General features: G+C 71.0%; 23 protein-coding genes. 4 read left to right on the top strand and 19 right to left on the bottom strand.

Features of this window, described 5'->3' with window-relative positions:
- Positions 1-21 precede the first annotated feature (21 nt).
- Together mgtE and F3H57_RS08055 are read left to right on the top strand one after the other, a co-directional pair.
- Positions 22-1,419, top strand: coding sequence for a magnesium transporter (gene mgtE / locus F3H57_RS08060; protein WP_149755397.1), 1,398 nt, complete (start codon positions 22-24; stop codon positions 1,417-1,419).
- A gap of 27 nt (positions 1,420-1,446) precedes the next feature.
- Positions 1,447-2,001, top strand: coding sequence for a 5-formyltetrahydrofolate cyclo-ligase (locus F3H57_RS08055; RefSeq protein ID WP_149755396.1), 555 nt, complete (start codon positions 1,447-1,449; stop codon positions 1,999-2,001).
- Between the two features lie 129 nt (positions 2,002-2,130).
- Here F3H57_RS08055 and ureG read toward each other — a convergent pair whose 3' ends face one another.
- The 13 genes from ureG to tsaA form a co-directional block, all read right to left on the bottom strand.
- Positions 2,131-2,766, bottom strand: coding sequence for an urease accessory protein UreG (ureG, locus tag F3H57_RS08050; protein WP_149755395.1), 636 nt, complete (start codon positions 2,764-2,766; stop codon positions 2,131-2,133).
- Between the two features lie 64 nt (positions 2,767-2,830).
- The gene (locus F3H57_RS08045) at positions 2,831-3,460 is read right to left on the bottom strand and encodes an urease accessory protein UreF (protein ID WP_149755394.1); all 630 of its coding nucleotides are present in this window, start codon (positions 3,458-3,460) and stop codon (positions 2,831-2,833) included.
- Positions 3,450-3,932: an urease accessory protein UreE gene (locus tag F3H57_RS08040; RefSeq protein ID WP_149755393.1), complete on the bottom strand. Its 483-nt coding sequence runs from the start codon at positions 3,930-3,932 to the stop codon at positions 3,450-3,452. Before F3H57_RS08040 ends, F3H57_RS08045 begins: the two co-directional genes overlap by 11 nt.
- Before the next feature lie 22 nt (positions 3,933-3,954).
- Positions 3,955-4,173: a DUF1127 domain-containing protein gene (locus F3H57_RS08035; RefSeq protein WP_149755392.1), complete on the bottom strand. Its 219-nt coding sequence runs from the start codon at positions 4,171-4,173 to the stop codon at positions 3,955-3,957.
- A 120-nt stretch (positions 4,174-4,293) separates the two neighbouring features.
- Positions 4,294-6,006, bottom strand: coding sequence for an urease subunit alpha (ureC, locus tag F3H57_RS08030; RefSeq protein ID WP_149755391.1), 1,713 nt, complete (start codon positions 6,004-6,006; stop codon positions 4,294-4,296).
- A gap of 269 nt (positions 6,007-6,275) precedes the next feature.
- A complete protein-coding gene (locus tag F3H57_RS08025; protein WP_149755390.1) occupies positions 6,276-7,235 on the bottom strand; it encodes a hypothetical protein in 960 nt (319 codons plus the stop codon).
- Positions 7,236-7,255: 20 nt separating this feature from the next.
- On the bottom strand, positions 7,256-7,564 hold the full coding sequence (locus F3H57_RS22150) for a hypothetical protein (protein WP_188129633.1): 309 nt from the start codon (positions 7,562-7,564) through the stop codon (positions 7,256-7,258).
- Positions 7,565-7,774: 210 nt separating this feature from the next.
- Positions 7,775-8,176 carry a lysozyme inhibitor LprI family protein gene (locus tag F3H57_RS08015; protein WP_149755389.1) on the bottom strand — a complete coding sequence of 134 codons (402 nt, stop codon included), beginning with the start codon at positions 8,174-8,176 and terminating at the stop codon, positions 7,775-7,777.
- Positions 8,177-8,482 (bottom strand): urease subunit beta, encoded by a 306-nt coding sequence (locus F3H57_RS08010; protein WP_149755388.1) that lies wholly within the window; start codon positions 8,480-8,482, stop codon positions 8,177-8,179.
- Positions 8,483-8,492: 10 nt separating this feature from the next.
- Positions 8,493-9,062, bottom strand: a complete 570-nt coding sequence (locus F3H57_RS08005; RefSeq protein WP_149755387.1) for a HupE/UreJ family protein — start codon at positions 9,060-9,062, stop codon at positions 8,493-8,495.
- 19 nt (positions 9,063-9,081) lie between these two features.
- Positions 9,082-9,384 carry an urease subunit gamma gene (locus F3H57_RS08000; protein ID WP_149755386.1) on the bottom strand — a complete coding sequence of 101 codons (303 nt, stop codon included), beginning with the start codon at positions 9,382-9,384 and terminating at the stop codon, positions 9,082-9,084.
- Positions 9,385-9,387: 3 nt separating this feature from the next.
- Positions 9,388-10,122 carry an urease accessory protein UreD gene (locus F3H57_RS07995; protein WP_223163007.1) on the bottom strand — a complete coding sequence of 245 codons (735 nt, stop codon included), beginning with the start codon at positions 10,120-10,122 and terminating at the stop codon, positions 9,388-9,390.
- Between the two features lie 229 nt (positions 10,123-10,351).
- On the bottom strand, positions 10,352-10,834 hold the full coding sequence (gene tsaA, locus F3H57_RS07990; protein ID WP_149755385.1) for a tRNA (N6-threonylcarbamoyladenosine(37)-N6)-methyltransferase TrmO: 483 nt from the start codon (positions 10,832-10,834) through the stop codon (positions 10,352-10,354).
- An 85-nt stretch (positions 10,835-10,919) separates the two neighbouring features.
- Here tsaA and F3H57_RS07985 point away from each other — a divergent pair, with 85 nt between their 5' ends.
- Positions 10,920-11,789: a helix-turn-helix transcriptional regulator gene (locus tag F3H57_RS07985; RefSeq protein WP_149755384.1), complete on the top strand. Its 870-nt coding sequence runs from the start codon at positions 10,920-10,922 to the stop codon at positions 11,787-11,789.
- Positions 11,790-11,793: 4 nt separating this feature from the next.
- Here the strand turns inward: F3H57_RS07985 and F3H57_RS07980 are convergent, their stop codons facing one another.
- The 4 genes from F3H57_RS07980 to F3H57_RS07965 are packed head-to-tail and all read right to left on the bottom strand — an operon-like array spanning position 11,794 to position 14,498.
- Positions 11,794-12,441, bottom strand: coding sequence for an RluA family pseudouridine synthase (locus tag F3H57_RS07980; protein ID WP_149755383.1), 648 nt, complete (start codon positions 12,439-12,441; stop codon positions 11,794-11,796).
- A gap of 41 nt (positions 12,442-12,482) precedes the next feature.
- Positions 12,483-13,376 (bottom strand): homocysteine S-methyltransferase family protein, encoded by an 894-nt coding sequence (locus F3H57_RS07975; protein WP_149755382.1) that lies wholly within the window; start codon positions 13,374-13,376, stop codon positions 12,483-12,485.
- A gap of 23 nt (positions 13,377-13,399) precedes the next feature.
- Positions 13,400-14,014 (bottom strand): LysE family translocator, encoded by a 615-nt coding sequence (locus F3H57_RS07970; RefSeq protein ID WP_149755381.1) that lies wholly within the window; start codon positions 14,012-14,014, stop codon positions 13,400-13,402.
- A 25-nt stretch (positions 14,015-14,039) separates the two neighbouring features.
- The gene (locus F3H57_RS07965; protein WP_149755380.1) at positions 14,040-14,498 is read right to left on the bottom strand and encodes a GAF domain-containing protein; all 459 of its coding nucleotides are present in this window, start codon (positions 14,496-14,498) and stop codon (positions 14,040-14,042) included.
- 169 nt (positions 14,499-14,667) lie between these two features.
- Here F3H57_RS07965 and F3H57_RS07960 point away from each other — a divergent pair, with 169 nt between their 5' ends.
- Positions 14,668-15,342: a GntR family transcriptional regulator gene (locus tag F3H57_RS07960; protein ID WP_149755379.1), complete on the top strand. Its 675-nt coding sequence runs from the start codon at positions 14,668-14,670 to the stop codon at positions 15,340-15,342.
- Positions 15,343-15,357: 15 nt separating this feature from the next.
- Here the strand turns inward: F3H57_RS07960 and F3H57_RS07955 are convergent, their stop codons facing one another.
- Both F3H57_RS07955 and F3H57_RS07950 read right to left on the bottom strand, forming a co-directional pair.
- Entirely contained in the window at positions 15,358-16,317 is a 960-nt protein-coding gene (locus F3H57_RS07955; RefSeq protein ID WP_149755378.1) for an acetyl-CoA carboxylase carboxyltransferase subunit alpha, read from the bottom strand.
- 66 nt (positions 16,318-16,383) lie between these two features.
- Positions 16,384-16,977: a LysE family translocator gene (locus tag F3H57_RS07950; RefSeq protein ID WP_149755377.1), complete on the bottom strand. Its 594-nt coding sequence runs from the start codon at positions 16,975-16,977 to the stop codon at positions 16,384-16,386.
- Positions 16,978-17,005: the final 28 nt, after the last annotated feature.

Below are 17,005 nucleotides of genomic sequence, written 5' to 3'. Positions count from 1 at the left end.
CAGCACAGGGGGACAGGCAGAATGACCGACGACCAGACCGACATCGCCCCCGAACCCGAGGCCGGGGACGAGGACGCCTACGCCCTCGACCCCAAGACCATCTCGGCGATCCTCTACGCCGTGGAGGTCCAGGATCGCGGCAAGCTGGTGGAGCTTCTGGACCCGCTCCACCCGGCCGACATCGCCGACATGCTCGAACAGATGAACGCCTTCGACCGGATGCGGCTGATCCGCCTCTACGGGGAGGAATTCGACGGCGACATCCTGACGGAACTCGACGAGGGCATCCGCGAGGAAGTGGTCGGGATCCTGCATCCGCGCGTTCTCGCCAGCGCGGTGCGCGAGCTCGATTCCGACGACGTGGTCGACCTCCTGGAGGATCTGCAGGATCCCCAGCGCGACGCCATCCTCGAAGTGCTCGACGATCCCGACCGGATCGCGGTCGAGCAATCGCTGACCTACCCCGAATATTCCGCCGGCCGCCTGATGCAGCGCGAGGTGGTGATGGCCCCCGAACACTGGAACGTGGGCGAGGCCATCGACTTCATGCGCAATTCGGACGAGTTGTCGCAGCAATTCTACCACGTGATCCTGGTCGATCCGCGGCTGAAGCCGGTGGGCAAGGTCGCGCTCGGCAAACTCATGGGCTCGCGGCGCGAGGTCATGCTGCGCGACATCACCGATGAAAGCTTTCACGTCATCCCGGTGACCCGCTACGACGGCGACGTGGCCTACGCGTTCAATCAGTATCACCTGATCTCCGCGCCGGTGGTGGACGAGAACGACCGCCTCGTCGGGGTGATCACAATCGACGACGCCATGGCCGTCCTCGACGAGGAGAACGAGGAGGACATCCTGCGCCTCGCCGGGGTGGGCGAGGAAAGCTCGCTCTCGGACAGCGTGATGGAGACGACGCGCCAGCGCTTCCCCTGGCTCGCGGTGAACCTGGTGACGGCGGTGCTTGCCTCTCTCGTCATCGCGCAGTTCGAAAGCGCCATCGCGCAGGTCACGGCGCTGGCCGTGCTGATGCCGATCGTCGCGTCGATGGGCGGCAATGCCGGCACCCAGGCGCTGACCGTGGCGGTGCGCGCGCTCGCCACCCGCGACCTTACCGGGTCGAACGCGGTGCGGGTGATCCGGCGCGAGATCACCGTGGGCCTCGTCAACGGCGCCGCCTTCGCGGTGATCATGGGGATCGTCGGGCTTGTGTGGTTCGGCTCGCCGGAACTCGGCCTCGTGATCGCCGCGGCGATGGTCATCAACCTCGTCGTCGCGGGCCTTGCCGGGATCGGCATTCCCATCGTGCTGGAGAAGGTCGGCATCGACCCTGCGCTCGCCTCCGGCGCCTTCGTCACCACGGTCACCGATGTCGTGGGCTTCTTCGCCTTCCTCGGCCTCGCCGTGATCGTGCTTCTTTGATTTCTACCGGAAGGACTCCAGACCGCCATGACCGACGATCCCAAGGCCGCCGCCCGCCGCGCCGCGTTCGACCGCCGGCGCGCTGCCTACGAGGCGCGCCCGGCCGACCCTGCCGCCCGCCTGTCCGAGTATCTCTCCGGCCACCGCGGCGTGCCGCTCTCGGGCTACATGCCGATCCGGACTGAGATCGACCCGCGCCCGGCGATGATCGAGGCCGCGGCCCACGGCCCCGTCGCCGTGCCGGTGATCCGGGCGAAAGGGGAGCCCCTGGATTTCGCCCGCTGGGCCCCGGACACCGAGATGACCACCGGCCCCTTCGGCGCCGAGATCCCCGCCACGCTCGACCTGATCGAGCCCGAGATCCTGATCGTTCCGCTGGTTGCCTTCACCCGTGCCGGCGACCGGCTCGGCTATGGCGGCGGCTTCTACGACCGCACGCTGGCGCGCCTGCGCGCCCGCCGCCCCACCCGCGCCATCGGCTTCGCCTTCGCCGCGCAGGAGGCCGACGCCCTGCCGACCGAGCCAACCGACCAGCCGCTCGACCTTATCATCACCGAGCGCGAGATCATCACCCCCGGCTGACCCGGGCCCCTGCCGCCCCTGGTTTCATCTGCCCGCAAATATCCCGGGGCGCGCGAGGGGCTGGCCCCTCGCTGCCGCCGCGGGCCGCCGGGCGCGCAATCCGAGGCTACCAGTCCCGCCCGGTCCCGCTCATTCCGCCGCCAGCCGTGCGAGGTCGAGCCCGCCGATCCCGGCCAGGCTCGCGACGATCTCGTCGATGCCCTCGCCCCGCCGGAGCGCCGCGAAGATCGTCGGCAGGCCCGGGCGCATGCGCGCGGAATCTTCGGCCATGACCTCCAGCGAGGCCCCGACATGGGGCGCGAGGTCGGTCTTGTTGATGACCAGGAGGTCCGAGCGGGTGATCGCCGGGCCGCCCTTGCGGGGGATCTCCTCTCCGGCGGCGACGTCGATCACGTAGATCGTCACGTCCGCCAGTTCGGGCGAGAAGGTGGCCGACAGGTTGTCGCCGCCGCTCTCGATCAGCACCAGTTCGAGGTCCGGCAGCGCGGCATTCAGCTCCGCGATGGCGGCGAGGTTGATCGAGGCGTCCTCGCGGATCGCGGTGTGCGGGCAGCCGCCGGTCTCGACCCCGCGAATGCGCTCGGACGGCAGGACCTGCAGGCGCATCAGCGCCTCGGCGTCCTCCTGCGTGTAGATGTCGTTGGTGACCACCGCCATCGACAGGTGCGGCGCCAGCGCGCGCGCGAGCGCAGCGGTCAGCGTCGTCTTGCCGGCGCCGACGGGGCCGCCGATGCCGACGCGCAGGGGACCGTGGGGAGACGCCATGTCTTTGTTCCTCTCTTCATGTTGTCGCGCGACTATCGCGAAGCGGCGCACGGTGTGAAAGGGGTCAGGACCGGAAGAGCCGCACGCCCAGTGTTTCGTGCCGGGCCGATGCCACGTCGATAAGCGGCGCGAAGCCGCCCAGATCGTTGAGCGAGGCAGCCATCGCCCGCGCCGCCACCTCTGCGCAGGCGGGGGCGAGCGCCGCCAGCACCTCCTGGCCCGCGCTCTGCCCGATCGGGATAAGCCGGATGCCCGCGCCGACATAGCCCGACACGGTGTTGAGGAGCGCCGTCCCCAGCGCCGCCTCTGCATCGAGGCCCAGGAGGGCGACCGCCCGCCCCGCCGCCACCGGGTAGGCCATTTCCGGCAGATCGAGCGCCCAGACCGCGCGGCAGGTGGCGGCGAAGGCGGCGCCCTGCAATTCCGTCTCGCGCCGCCGCTCCGCCGTGCCGGCGAGGGCGAGCGCCAGGTCGGACAGCGCGCCCGGATCCTCCCCGCGCGCCGCGCAGGCGAAGAGCACCGCGTCCGACCAGCCGGTCCCTTGCGCCAGCCAGGTCTCCAGCCAGTCGCGCAGTTCCTCGGCCGAGGTCACTTGCCCCTCCGCCACCAGTGTTTCCAGCCCGTGCGAATAGGCGAAACCGCCGGTCGGAAAGGCGGGAGAGAAGAGCTGGTGCAGCGTGAGGTCAGTGCTCATGCGGCTCCGGCCCGTGGGCATGGGAGTGGTCGTGGCCGTGGGTGCGGCCATGCCCGTAGGCGCCGCCCTCGGGCACGAAGGGCGCGGTGACCTCCGCCACCTCGGCGCCCAGCCGCGCGAGCATGTCGCGCATGACGTGGTCGCGCCGGATCAGCAGGCGGGTGCCGTCGATCTGGCAGGGGGTGTGGCGGTTGCCGATATGCCAGGCGAGCCGGACGATATCGCCGGTCACGGCGTAAAGCGGCTCGGGCGCGGCCTCCACGGCGATCTCTGCGCCGTCCTCGGTCACCAGCACCGAGCCGTGATCGAGCGATACGGTCTGCGCGAGGTCGACCAGCAGGCGGCGGCCGTCCTCAAGCGTCAGCACGCGTCGGCGCAGGAAGCGCGATTCGTAATCGAGCACCACGCGGCCCGCAGGCGTGGCGTGCGCATGGTCGTGATATGCGCGGGAGGTGAGGTCGGGGGCGCTCATGCCGCGCCCCCCGGCCGGTGGATCAGAGGTAGAACTGATCCCGGAACATGTGACGCACGGCTTCGGCGCGGGTCGTGCCTTGCGCTTCCAGCTCTGCGTCGCTGATGCGGTTCAGCTGCTGGATGCGCGCGTAGCGCGGGTTGTTCTCCGCGAGAAAGGTCAGCCCGCGGGTCAGGCCATCCCCGAGCCGGGCCAGAAAGCCGGCGCCGGCGGTGTCGTTTGCAAATGCACTCTGTGCCATAAGTTTCGTCCGTTGTGTCGGTGTCGTCCCCTCCCGTGCCCACGAAGTAGGCAGTTTGCGAACGCGACCCAACGGACAATAGGGCAGTCCCGCGATGCGACATGTGCATGGCTCGTCCCCTCAGAACAGGAAATAGCGCTGCGCCATCGGCAGCTCGGAAGCCGGCGCGCAGGTCAGAAGTTCGCCGTCGGCGCGGACCTCGTAGGTTTCGGGGTTCACCTCGACCTCCGGGCAATAGTCGTTGAGCACGAGGTCGGCCTTAGTGATGCCGCGGGTGTTGCGCACCGGCAGGACGTCCTTGGCCAGACCCAGCGACGCGCCGATCCCGTCCGCCGCGGCGGCGGCCGACACGAAGGTCACGGCGGAGCGTTCCACCGCGCGCCCGAAGGCGCCGAACATCGGCCGCGTGTAGACCGGCTGCGGCGTCGGGATGGAGGCGTTGGGATCGCCCATCTGCGCGCAGACGATGGACCCGCCGATCAGCACCATCTCGGGCTTCACCCCGAAGAAGGCCGGCGACCAGAGCACGAGGTCCGCGCGCTTGCCTTCCTCGATGGAGCCGATCTCTTGGCTCATGCCGTGCGCGATGGCGGGGTTGATCGTGTATTTCGCCACGTAGCGGCGGGCGCGCAGGTTGTCGTTGTCGCCCTGCTCTTCACTCAGCCGGCCGCGCTGCTTCTTCATCTTGTCGGCGGTCTGCCAGGTGCGGATGATGACCTCTCCGATCCGGCCCATCGCCTGGCTGTCCGACGCGATGATCGAGAACGCGCCCATGTCGTGCAGGATGTCCTCGGCCGCGATGGTCTCGCGCCGGATGCGGCTTTCGGCGAAGGCGACGTCCTCGGGCACCCGCTTGTCGAGGTGGTGGCACACCATGAGCATGTCGAGATGTTCTTCCAGCGTGTTCACGGTGAACGGGCGCGTGGGGTTGGTCGAGGACGGCAGGACGTGATCCTCGCCGCAGATCTTGATGATGTCCGGCGCGTGCCCGCCGCCCGCGCCCTCGGTGTGGAAGGCGTGGATGGTGCGGCCCTTCATCGCCGCGACGGTGTTCTCGACGAAGCCGCTTTCGTTCAGCGTGTCGGTATGGATCATCACCTGCACGTCCATGTCGTCGGCGACGCTGAGGCAATTGTCGATGCTGCCGGGGGTGGTGCCCCAGTCCTCGTGCAGCTTCAGCGCGCAGGCGCCGGCGCGCACCTGTTCCTCGAGCGGCGCGGGAAGCGAGGCGTTGCCCTTGCCCGACAGCCCGAAATTCATCGGGAAGGCGTCGAGCGCCTGAAGCATCCGCCCGATATGCCACGGCCCCGGCGTGCAGGTCGTCGCCAGCGTGCCGTGCGCAGGTCCGGTGCCGCCGCCGAGCATCGTGGTGATGCCGGAATGCAGCGCGTCCTCGATCTGCTGGGGGCAGATGAAGTGGATGTGGCTATCGAAGCCGCCGGCGGTGAGGATCCGGCCCTCGGCCGCGATCACCTCGGTCCCCGGACCGATTACGATGTCGACGCCGGGCTGGGTGTCGGGGTTGCCGGCCTTGCCGATCTTCGCGATGCGCCCGTCGCGCAGCCCGACATCGGCCTTGTAGATGCCGGTCGCGTCGAGGATCAGCGCGTTGGTGATGACCGTGTCGACCGCGCCGTCCGCCCGCGTGGTCTGAGACTGGCCCATGCCGTCGCGAATGACCTTGCCGCCGCCGAACTTCACCTCCTCGCCGTAAGGGCCGGTGAGGTCGCGTTCGACCTCGATCACCAGGTCGGTATCGGCAAGGCGCACGCGGTCGCCCGTCGTGGGGCCGAACATCGCCGCATGATCGGCGCGAGAGATCGTGGCAGGCATGTTTACGGCTCCTGTGCTGGGGCGTGCCACCAGGCCTCGGACCGGTGGCATTCGGGACGTTCGGCGGAAAGGAGCGGCGCGTCTGGCCCGGCGCCGGGCGGCGGGCCGAAGCTGCGCGGCACGCCGTCCGGATCACCGAAGAGCCCGGGCCGGGCCGGGTGAAGCGCGATGCTCACATCGGCCTCGGCTTCTGTGGTCGGGCGGTCGGCACGGGCGGCACGCTCCTTGGGGTGGTGGCCGGGCGCGTGGCGCGCGCCCGGTCGCTTCGGTCAGTCGCCGGATTTCTCGGGCATCGCCGGCGGGGTCGAGGGCTGCTTGCGCGCGCGGCGGCGCGGCGCGGGCTTGTCGTCCGTCTTGGCGCCGGCCCCGCTGCCGGATGCGGCCGGTTTCGGGTCGGCCTTCACCTGCGCATCCTTCGAGGTGGTTGCCGCCGCCTTCGGCGCGGGCTTGCTGCCGCCCGAGGTGCCGCCCGACGAGGTGTCGCTGTTGCCGCTCTTGGCTGTCTTGGAGCCGCTCTTGCCGGTGTCTTTCGACTGGGTCGCGGGCGCATCGGTCTTCGGCGGGGTTGGCTTGGCTTCGGACGGGGCGTCGGTCTTGGCAGCGGAGGTCGGCTCCGTGCCTTTTGCCGCGGAGGAGGAGGACGTCTCCTTGGCAGCGGTGGACGCGCCCGTGCCTTTGGCGGAGGTCGAGCCGGTGCCCTTGGCGGAGGTCTCGGCCTTCGGCGCCGCGGGCGCGGCCGCGGTGCCGGATTTCCCGCCCGCACTTGCCGCGTCGCCGGTTTTCGCTGCCGATGACGTTGTGTCGGGCTTCGCGGATGCGGCGGAGCCAGAGCGCTTGGTTGTCCGGCGCGCTGTCGTACGGCCGGAGCTGGTGCGCTTCGCGGTGGTCCCGCCGCTCTTCGGCGCGGTCTGCTTGGCCGGAGCCTTCGCGGCGGCGTCCGAAGCGGCCGGAGCTGCTTCCGCGGTCTTGGTCGTGTCTGCCGGCGCCGCCGGTGCCGTGCGCGCGGCCGGCTTCGACGTCGGCGCACCGGCGCTCGGGCCGGTGCCGCACAGCATCACCGGGGCGGCGAGGCCCATCGCCTGCGGCGCCGCCGGCAGCCCCCACATCATCCGCGATTGCGTCATCGCGGCATCAAGGAAGACCTGCGCCATGCGCATCTGCGCACTCCAGGCGTGGCTGCTCCAGACCGCCATCGCGCTCGCCGCTGTCATCGGTGTCGTCAGGTACATCTCGAACCTTCCTTGTCCGGTCAGTGTGTGGCCCGCGCCCGGCGGGTGCGGTGCCGTCCCAGGCGCCGCCGGTTGGCGCGCGCCGTGCGTGTCAGGGGGGCCGCCCAGATCCCGAACAGCGCCGCCGCCGGTGCCCCGCGCCAGATCGCCCGGGTGAGCGCCGCACCGCTTTCGGCGAAGGCGCGCGGCTTTTCGGCGGCCATGCGCTGCGCTTCGCCCTGCGGCAGCGTGGCATAGCCGGACAGCCCGGCGACACGCGTCCAGAAGACGGTCTGCGCCTCGATCGAGAGCGTGGTCAGCGCCGCACAGGCGGCGAAATACGGGTGCATCAACGTAAGGTCTCCTTGCCGGCCGGGCGCGTCGTCCTGACGCCGCTCGGCACGTTGCGAAGGCTGGATCCCGGTCGCGCCGTCACCTCGCAGTCCCTCCTGGGGCCGTTTGAGTCGCTCGCACCGTCCAACCGAAGCCGAACGCGCCAGGCGGCGCCCCGATCCACAGGATGCACTCCGCCGCAGCGCAGCACAAGCCCGCGTGTCGCATCAGTATCCCTCGCCGAAGGCATGCAGATCTTCGGTGCGTGCCTCGGTCAGCCGAGTCAGGCACATGTAGAAGACCATGTTCTGCGCCGACCCGCCGCGATAGACGAGGCTCTCGGCCTCGCAGGCGCGGTCGCGGAACGGGATCCAGGCGCGCTGCGCCTCGCGCAGGACCGTCTCGGAGGGCACGTCGTCCGCGTCCAGCCCCGTGTCCATGCTGCGGGCGCGTGACACGGCCCGACCGTAGGCGTCGTTCAGCGCCGCGTCGGCGGCGTCGTAGTCGAGGGACGCGCAACCCGTCATCTCGACCTGCGTCACCGGATCGCTGCAATCGAGATCCTGCGCCGTGAGCGGCCCGGCGGTCAGCGCCGCCAGACCGATCGCCGCTGCCTGGAGGTGCCGCATTCAGAGCTCTCCCATGACCTGCTGGTTGAAGCCGTAGACACGCCGCGCGCCGGCATAGGGCACGAGGGTGACCTCGCGTCGCTGGCCGGGTTCGAACCGCACCGCGGTCCCCGCGGCGATGTCGAGCCGGTAGCCCCGCGCCGCCGCACGGTCGAAGTCGAGCGCCGGGTTGGATTCGGCGAAATGGTAGTGCGAGCCGACCTGCACGGGCCGGTCGCCGGTATTGGCCACCATCAGCGTGATCGCCTCGCGGCCCTCGTTGAGCGTCAGGGCGCCGTCGGCGGGGAACATCTCTCCGGGAATCATCTCGGCCCCCTCAGCCTGCCACGAGCAGCGCGGAGCCGGCGAGCGCGACGCCCGCGCCAAGCCCGCGCAGCACGAACTCTGCGCGCTTCGTCAGCACCATTCCAGCCGCAACGCCCGCCGCATGCAGACCCGCCGTGGCCAGCGCGAAGCCGGCAAGGTAGGCCAGTGCGCTCGCGCCGCCCATCTCCGCGCCGTGGGCATGGCCGTGAAAGACGCCGAGCAGGCCGACGATCCCGGCCGCCGCGCCGAGCGGCAGGCGCAAAGCCGCCGCCGTCAGGAGGCCCAGCACCAGAACCGAGGCGACGATCATCGGCTCCACCACCGGCAGCGGCAGGCCGCCGAGCGCGACGATGAAGCCGAAGACCATTGCGCCGACGAAGGCGGCCGGCAGCGCCCAGAGCGCGCGGCCGCCCAGCATCGCCGCCCAGAGGCCGACCGCCACCATCGCCAGCACGTGGTCGGTGCCGAAGACCGGGTGCGAGGCGCCGGCGGCGAAAGATCCGTGCGCGCCGGGGTCGAGATGGGCGAAGGCCGGGCCGGCGGCGAGGGCGGCGGCAAGGGCGAGGGCGAAGCGGGTCATGGGGATGCCTCCTTGGCGGTCAGCGGATCGGGTTGTGCACGGTGACGAGCTTGGTGCCGTCGGGGAACGTCGCCTCGACCTGCACCTCGTGGATCATCTCGGGCACGCCCTCCATGCATTGTTCGGCGGTGATGACCTCGGCCCCGGCCTGCATCATCTCGGCGACGGAGCGGCCGTCGCGCGCGCCTTCGACCACCGCGTCGGTGATGAGCGCGATGGCCTCGGGGTGGTTGAGCTTCACGCCGCGCGACAGGCGGCGGCGGGCCACTTCGGCGGCCATGGCGACAAGGAGCTTGTCCTTCTCTCTGGGGGTCAGTTGCATGTGTCAGATCATCCAGGGTCGGGGAAGCGGCGCCTCCGAGAGGCGTTCGAGCAGGGGGCAGAGCGTGCGGCGCATCTCGAACCCATCCGGGGCGACGATGCGCGCGGCGATCACGTCCTCTGCGGGAGAAGAGGCGCCGGCGGTCGCGGGCAGAAGCGCGCGCACCGCCTCCAGCCGGGACGCGGCGCCCGGCGCGGCGAAAAGGAGGGTGGCGACCGTGCCGCCGCCATTCGCGACGAACGGCCGGGCGAGTGCGGCATCGGCGTCGTCGGTGAGGCGCAGCCGGTCCGCCCACACGAGGCTGCCGCCGACGCGCAGGTCGATCCGGTCGGTCAGGCGAAGGTCGCGCACCCGCTCGCCCATCGCCGCGCGGCCGAAGATCAGCGTCTCGATGCCGAGGAAGCGGGCGCCGGATGCGAGGTCCACCGACAGGCGCCGGTCGAGCGCGGCGCCGTCGTAGAGGATCGTCTCCTGCGGCAGCCACGACAGGCTGCCGCCAGCGCCGACGCTCAGGGAGGTCTCGATGCGCCCGGTCTCTCCGGGGAGGGCACGGTATATACGTTCGGCGGCCTGGGAGGTCAGCACCGCAGCGGCCTCGGGCGCGAGGCTTACGGCGGTCTCGAACCGGTCGCCGCCGGTGACGCCGCCGGCGGTGTTGAGCCAGACCGCCTGGAGCGGCCCGGCGGTGCCGGGAAAGACGAGCTTGAGCGAGCCCGACATGGCCAGATCGTCGATCACCGACGCCGACCCGCGGCGCTTCACGCCCAACCGCGCGGTGCCGCGTGCGCGCTGCGCCTCTATGCCCACGTCGTAGGGAATGATCCCGCCCCCGCCTGTTCTTCAGGCATTTGCACCCACAGCGGGCGCGACGGCAAATCACGGCGCGCATGACGGAGCACATGGCGAGGCGATGCGTAATTCGAGGGCGGTTCTGATGGCGTTCGCCCGATTTTCGGGCGATTCGCGATCACGCCCCGTCCGCCGCCTTCGCCGGTGCCTCCGGCGTGTAGGCGCAGGCTTCCGGCTTGATGTCGATCAGCGGCGTGCCGTCGATGCAGTCGAGCCCGCGCACGATCAGCCGAGCGCCTTCGCGCCGGACGATCCGCACCCGCGACAGCCCGATCGGGTTGGGCCGCACCGGCGAGCGCAGCGCGAAGGTGCCGCGCAGTGTGCCGTCCGATTTCGGGCTCTGCAGCACCAGGTCGCGCCGCGACCGGTCGAGCCAGTAGAGCACGTCGGCATGTTCGAACCGCTCCAGCCCCTCCAGCGCGTCGGCCCAGACCAGATCGAGCTCCAGCGCGCAGTCCGGCCCGTCGAGCCGCCCCTGCCGGGGGCAGTCGGCGCGGCTGGCAAAGGGTGTGCGCGCCCGGCCGATGAAGCGCAATTGCGCGTCGGCGGCCGGGGGAAGATCCGCCGCGCGCTCGCCGGGTCTGATATCGGTATCGCTCATGGCGTCAATTGGACCGGTCGGACGTGATTTCGCAAGAGCGCATCGCTTGCCGCGCCCCCGCCTGTCGGTGCAATAAGGACGCACGATGACCGAGATAACCCAGCCTGAATACCTCACCGTCCGCGAACTGGCCGACCTGCTCCGGATCAAGGAGCGCAAGGTCTACGATCTTGCGGGCTCCGGCCAGGTGCCATGCTCCAAGGTCACCGGCAAGCTGCTCTTCCCGGCGCGGGAGGTGCGCGCCTGGATCGCGGCCGGCGCGCTCGATGCCGGCGCGCCGCCGTCGGTGCGCCCGGCGGTGTTCCTCGGCAGCCACGATCCCCTGCTCGACTGGGCGCTGCGGCAGGCGCAGACGGCTCTTGCGACCTATTTCGACGGCTCCGGCGACGGGCTGACGCGCTTTGCCGCCGGGGAGGGCGTGGCCACCGGCCTGCACCTTTTCGAGGACGGCGCATGGAACGTCGCGGCGGCGCAGCGCAGCGGCGCGCAGAACGCCGTCCTGATCGGGTTCGCGAAGCGCACGCGCGGGCTGGCCCTGTCGCCGGACAGTTCCGTGCAGCGCCTCGCCGACATTCCCGGCCGCCGGATCGTGCCGCGCCAGGGCGGATCGGGGACCGAATCGGTCTTCGACCACCTGCTCTCCGAGGCGGGGCTGGAGCGTGGCGCGCTCGACCTCGCGCCGCCGGCGCTGTCGGAAAGCGACGCGGTGACGGCGGTGCAGCAGGGCGCGGCCGAGGTGACCTTCGGCCTCGGGGCGCTCGCGGCCGCGCACGGGCTGCGCTTCGTGCCGCTGATCGAGGAACGCTTCGACCTGCTGATCGACCGCAAGGCCTATTTCGATCCCGGCCTGCAACGCTTCTTCGCCTTTTGCCGCGGCCAGGACTTCCGCGACCATGCCGACAGGCTCGGCGGCTACGACGTCTCCGAAACCGGCGCCGTGCGCTGGAACGGCTGAACGCTCAGAACGGCGCCTTGGCGCGAAAGTTCAGGCCGGCGCCGCCATCGGGGTGGCGCAGGCGCAGTTCCTCGGCGTGCAGCATCATCCGGGGGTGGTCCGCCGCCGTCTCGGGCGCATAAAGCGGATCGCCCAGGATCGGGTGGCCGAGCGCCAGCATGTGCACCCGAAGCTGGTGGCTTCGCCCGGTTTTTGGGCTGAGCTTCACCCGCGTCTCGCCCTCGCCCCGCCGCTGCACGCGCCAGTCGGTCAGGGCCGGGCGACCCTCCGCGTGGTCCACTTTTTGCAGGGGCCGGTTCGGCCAGTCGACGGCCAGCGGCAGATCGACGGAGCCCTTGGCAGGCTCCAGCGCGCCGGCGACGCGCGCGACGTAGAACTTCTTCACCTGCCGCTTCTCGAATTGCAGGCCGAGATGCCGCTGCGCGTGCGGGCTGAGCGCGAAGATCATCACGCCCGAGGTGTCCCGGTCCAGCCGGTGCACCAGCAGCACCTGCGGAAAGGCCTTGGTCAGGCGGGCGATCAGGCAGTCGGCCAGCTCCGGCCCATTGCCGGGCACCGACAGAAGCCCGGCGGGCTTGTCGACCACGAGGATCTCGTGATCTTCGTGCAGCACCCTGATGTCGCCCTGCGGCGGATCGTAGACGTCTCTCATGGGATGTGGCTCTGCCAGCGGGGCGCGCCGCTGGCAAGCGCTCAGACGATGCCGTGGCCGGCGGCCCGCAATCGTTCGGCCACGGCAGCGATGTGCGCGGGCGTCGTCTCGCAGCAGCCGCCGACGACGGTCGCGCCCCGCGCCACCCAGTCGAGCGCGTGCGCCGCGTAAGGGGCGGGCGCCATGTCGCGCCGCCGCGACAGGTTGTCGACCGCCGGACGGGCGAGGAAATCCTTGGTGATCGTCTCGAAGGCGTTGGCGTAGGCGCCGTAGGGCAGGCCGGTCTTGGCCAACGCGTCCAGCGCCGCCGGCATCGCCTCGGGCGCGGAGCAATTGGCGAGCGCGGCGCCCGCAGACGAGTCGCGAATGAGTGCGGCCGCCTCGGCCACCCGCTCGCCCGAGCGCAGGCGGCTGCCGTCCTCGTCGTCCACCGTGACCGCGATCCAGCCCGGCCGTCCGGACCGGTCCAATGCCGCGAGCGCCGCCCGCGCATGGGCGACCGACGCCACCGTCTCGAACACCAGCAGGTCGCTCTCCGGCCCGAGCGCCGCGACGGCGTCGTCATAGACCGCCACCGCCTTGTCGTGCGGCGGCATGAGGTCCGGCCGGTAGCTGGCGCCGAGCGGGCCGATCGTCGCCGCGATCCGGCCCGAACCGTGGACGTCCCGCGCTGCGCGGGCCTCCGCCATCGCCTGTGCGCGCAGGGTGCGCAGCGCCTCTGTGCGTCCGTCTTCCGGCAACCGGTCGGGCAGGACCGCGTAGGTATTCGCCATCGCGACGGTCGCGCCGGCGGACAGGAAATCGCGGTGCACCGCCTCGGCCGTGCCGGGCGCGCGGCGCATCGCCTCCGTCGCCCAGGCCAGCGTGTCGGACGCGCCGGCGCGGGCCACGATCTCCTGTCCCACGCCGCCGTCGAGTAAAGTGATATCGGCCATCTCTCCCCCTTTCAGGGGGTCACCTAGGCCAGCACCAGCCGCGCGGCGAGGCCCGCGAACACCGCCGCCGCGATCCGGTTCAGCCAGCGCGCCCGCCGCGCCAGCGCGTGCCGCAGCGCGCCGCCGGCCGCGCCGTAGGCCGCGGTGACGACAAAGGCGGTGAGCGCGAAGATCCCGCCGAGCGCCAGCATCTGCGCCCAGACCGGCCCGCGCGCCGGGTCGGCGAATTGCGGCAGGAAGGCGAGGATGAAGAGCGCCACCTTGGGGTTGAGCACGTTGGTCAGCGCGCCGCGGGCCACCGCCCGGCCGATCCCGCGCGCGCCGGCCTCGCCGGTCGCGGGCCCGGCCCGCCAGGCGCGGATCGCAAGCCAGATCAGGTAGGCCGCCCCGGCATAGCGGATCGCGTCGAAGGCCGCCGGGTGCGCTGCCAGCAGCGCCGCCACCCCCGCAGCGGTCAGCGCGACATGCACCAGACAGCCGAGGCTGACCCCAAGCGCCGCCGCCACGCCGACGCGCCGCCCGCCGCCGGCGCCCGAGGCGAGCGCGAACATCACGTCGGCGCCGGGCGTCAGGTTCAGCGCGAGGGCCGCGCCGAGGAACGCCAGCAGCGTGCCGGCGTCGGGCAGGAGGCCTACCATAGCCGCGTCCGCGCTCCGGCGGCGATCATCCGAGCCGCCCGAAGACGGAGTCCAGGATCGCGCCCAGCCCCGCCGCGTCGTCTGGCCCGAAGGCCCCGGGCCGGTCGCTGTCGATGTCGAGCACCGCGATCAGTCGCCCTGCGCCGTCGCGCACCGGCAGCACGATCTCCGACCGGGTGGAGGCGGAGCAGGCGATATGTCCGGGGAAGGCCTCCACGTCGTCGACGATCTGCACCTCGCCGGTGCGCGCCGCCGCGCCACAGACCCCGCGCTCGAACGGGATGACGAGGCAGCCGTGCCCGCCCTGGTACGGCCCGATCTTCATCAGCCCCGGTGCCACCACGCGGTAGAACCCGGTCCAGTCGAAGCGCGCGTCGGCATGGTGCAGCTCGCACGCCAGCGTCGCCATCAGCGCCACCGCGTCGTCCTCGCCCTCGCAAAGCGCCGCGACGCTCTTCTGCAACTGCGCATAATCCGCCTGCATGATCCGATCCTCCGTCACGTTCCCTGCCGCTACCCGCCCGCGTGCGCCGAGGCAATCCCGGTCAGGTCCGGTCCGGCCGATCGGCGGCCGGGAGCGCCCGGCGGCGGGCTCGCGCGGACGCGAAGACGAGGGTGATTGACGCCAATGCGCTTTGTGATCACATGGGGCGATGTTGTCGTCCTCACGCTCTTCTCCGATCTTCGGGCCGCGCGCGGCAGAGCCCGCGCCGTCGGCCCATGACCGGGTCTATCGCGGGCTGCGCTCGCGCATCATGTTCGGCCAGATCGCCCCGGGCGAGGCGCTGACCCTGCGCGGCATCGGGCGGGAATTCGACGTGTCGATGACGCCGGCGCGCGAGGCGGTGCAGCGGCTGGTGGCCGAGGGCGCGCTGACGATGAGCGCGTCGGGCCGCCTGGCCACGCCGGCGCTGACCCCCGAGCGGATCGAGGAACTGGCCGCGCTGCGCGCGCTGATCGAGGTGGAACTGGCGAGCCGGGCGCTGCCGCGCGCGCACATGGCGCTGATCGACCGGCTGCAGGCGATCAACACCACGATTTCCGAGGTGGTCGCGAACCGTGACGCGGTCGGGTACATCCGCGCCAACCTGGAATTTCATCGCACGCTCTACCTGCGGGCGCAGGCCCCGGCGATGCTGGCGATGGCCGAGACGGTGTGGCTGCAGCTCGGCCCGACGATGCGGGCGCTTTATACGCGGCTGAGGCGGTCCGAGGCGCCGCATTACCACCGGCTGATCATCGCCGCGCTGAAGGCGGGCGACGAACCGGGGCTGCGGCTTGCCGTGCGCTCGGACGTCACGCAGGGGTTGAAGATGCTGGTGGGTTGAGCCGCGGACAGGCGCTCAGGCGGCGAGGCCCTTGGACCCCATCTTCAGGAACTTGTCGCGCCGGGCCTGAACCAGGTCCTTGCGGCTCTGGTCCTCGAGCTGGCCGAGCATGGCCGCGAGGGTCGCCGCGACGCTGGCCATGGTGCTTTCGGGGTCGCGGTGCGCGCCGCCCAGCGGCTCTGGGATGATGCGATCGATCACGCCGAGCTTCTGCAGGTCCTGCGCGGTCAGGCGCAGCGCCTCGGCGGCCTCGCGCATCTTCTCGGCGTCCTTCCACAGGATCGAGGCGCAGCCCTCGGGCGAGATCACCGAATAGACGGAGTGCTCGAGCATCGCCACGCGGTTCGCCGTTGCGAAGGCCACCGCGCCGCCGGATCCGCCTTCGCCGATCACCAGGCTCACCAGCGGCACGCCGATCTGCAGGCATTTCTCGGTCGAGCGGGCGATCGCCTCGGACTGGCCGCGTTCCTCGGCGCCCTTGCCCGGATAGGCGCCCGGCGTGTCGATCAGCGTGACCACCGGCAGGCCGAAGCGGTCGGCCATGTCCATCAGGCGGATTGCCTTGCGGTAGCCCTCGGGCCGGGCCATGCCGAAATTGTGGGTCAGGCGCGACTGCGTGTCTTTGCCCTTCTCATGGCCGATGACGACCACGGCGCGGTCGTTGAAGCGCGCGAGCCCGCCCATCACCGCGTGATCGTCGCCGAAGTTCCGGTCGCCGGCGAGCGGGGTGTATTCGGTGAAGAGCGCGGAGATGTAGTCCTTGCAGTGCGGCCGTTCGGGGTGTCGCGCGACCTGGCATTTGCGCCAGGGCGAGAGCTTGCCGTAGAGGTCGCGCAGCATCGTCTCGGCCTTGCGGTCGAGCGCCGCGGCCTCGTCCCCGATATCGACCTCGGAATTGGCGGCCGCCATGGCGCGCAGTTCCTCGGCCTTGCCTTCGATCTCGGCGAGCGGTTTTTCGAAGTCGAGATAGTGCATGAAGCGCTCCGGACAGGTCGGGCCCGATATGGCGAAGCGGCGCAGGTTATGCAACCGCGCCCCGCCTCAGGCGAGGAACACCGGGATCAGCGTCGCGACCAGCAGCGCCGCCATGGCGATGTTGAAGATCCGAAGCCGCCGCGCATTGCCCAGCACCCGGCCGATGGCGGTGCCGAGCACCGTCCACGCCGAGGTCGAGACGACCGAGCAGGCGACGTAGATGCCCGATACCCACAGGATCGCCGTCAAATCGCGGCCCGGCGCGTAAAGGGTGATCGCCGACAGTGCCATCGACCAGGCCTTGGGATTTACCCATTGGAAGCCCGCCGCTTCGAGGAAGGTGAATGGACGCCCGCGGCGCGCGGTCTCGGCCGCGGGCGCGGCGGTCGCGATCTTCCAGGCCAGGTAGAGGAGGTAGAGCGCGGAGGCGATGCGGAGGATCGTGTAGGCCGGCGGCCAGAGGTCGAAGAGCCGCATCACGCCAAGACCGACGAGGAACACCATCGCCGGAAAGCCGAGCCCGATGCCCAGCATGTGCGGCACCGTCCGCGCGACGCCGAAATTCGCCCCCGAAGCCATGAGCATGAAGTTGTTCGGCCCCGGCGTGACCACGGTCACGAGGGCGAAGGTGGTCAACGCGGTGAGGATCTCGGGGGTCATGATCGGCGCTCAAGCATGGCGGTAGGAA

This window comes from Roseivivax sediminis, assembly GCF_900112685.1.
In the GTDB taxonomy this organism is placed as follows: Bacteria; Pseudomonadota; Alphaproteobacteria; order Rhodobacterales; family Rhodobacteraceae; genus Roseivivax; species Roseivivax sediminis.
The sequence above is the reverse complement of the archived record's forward strand: the minus strand, read 5'-3'. Positions and strand labels throughout refer to the sequence as shown.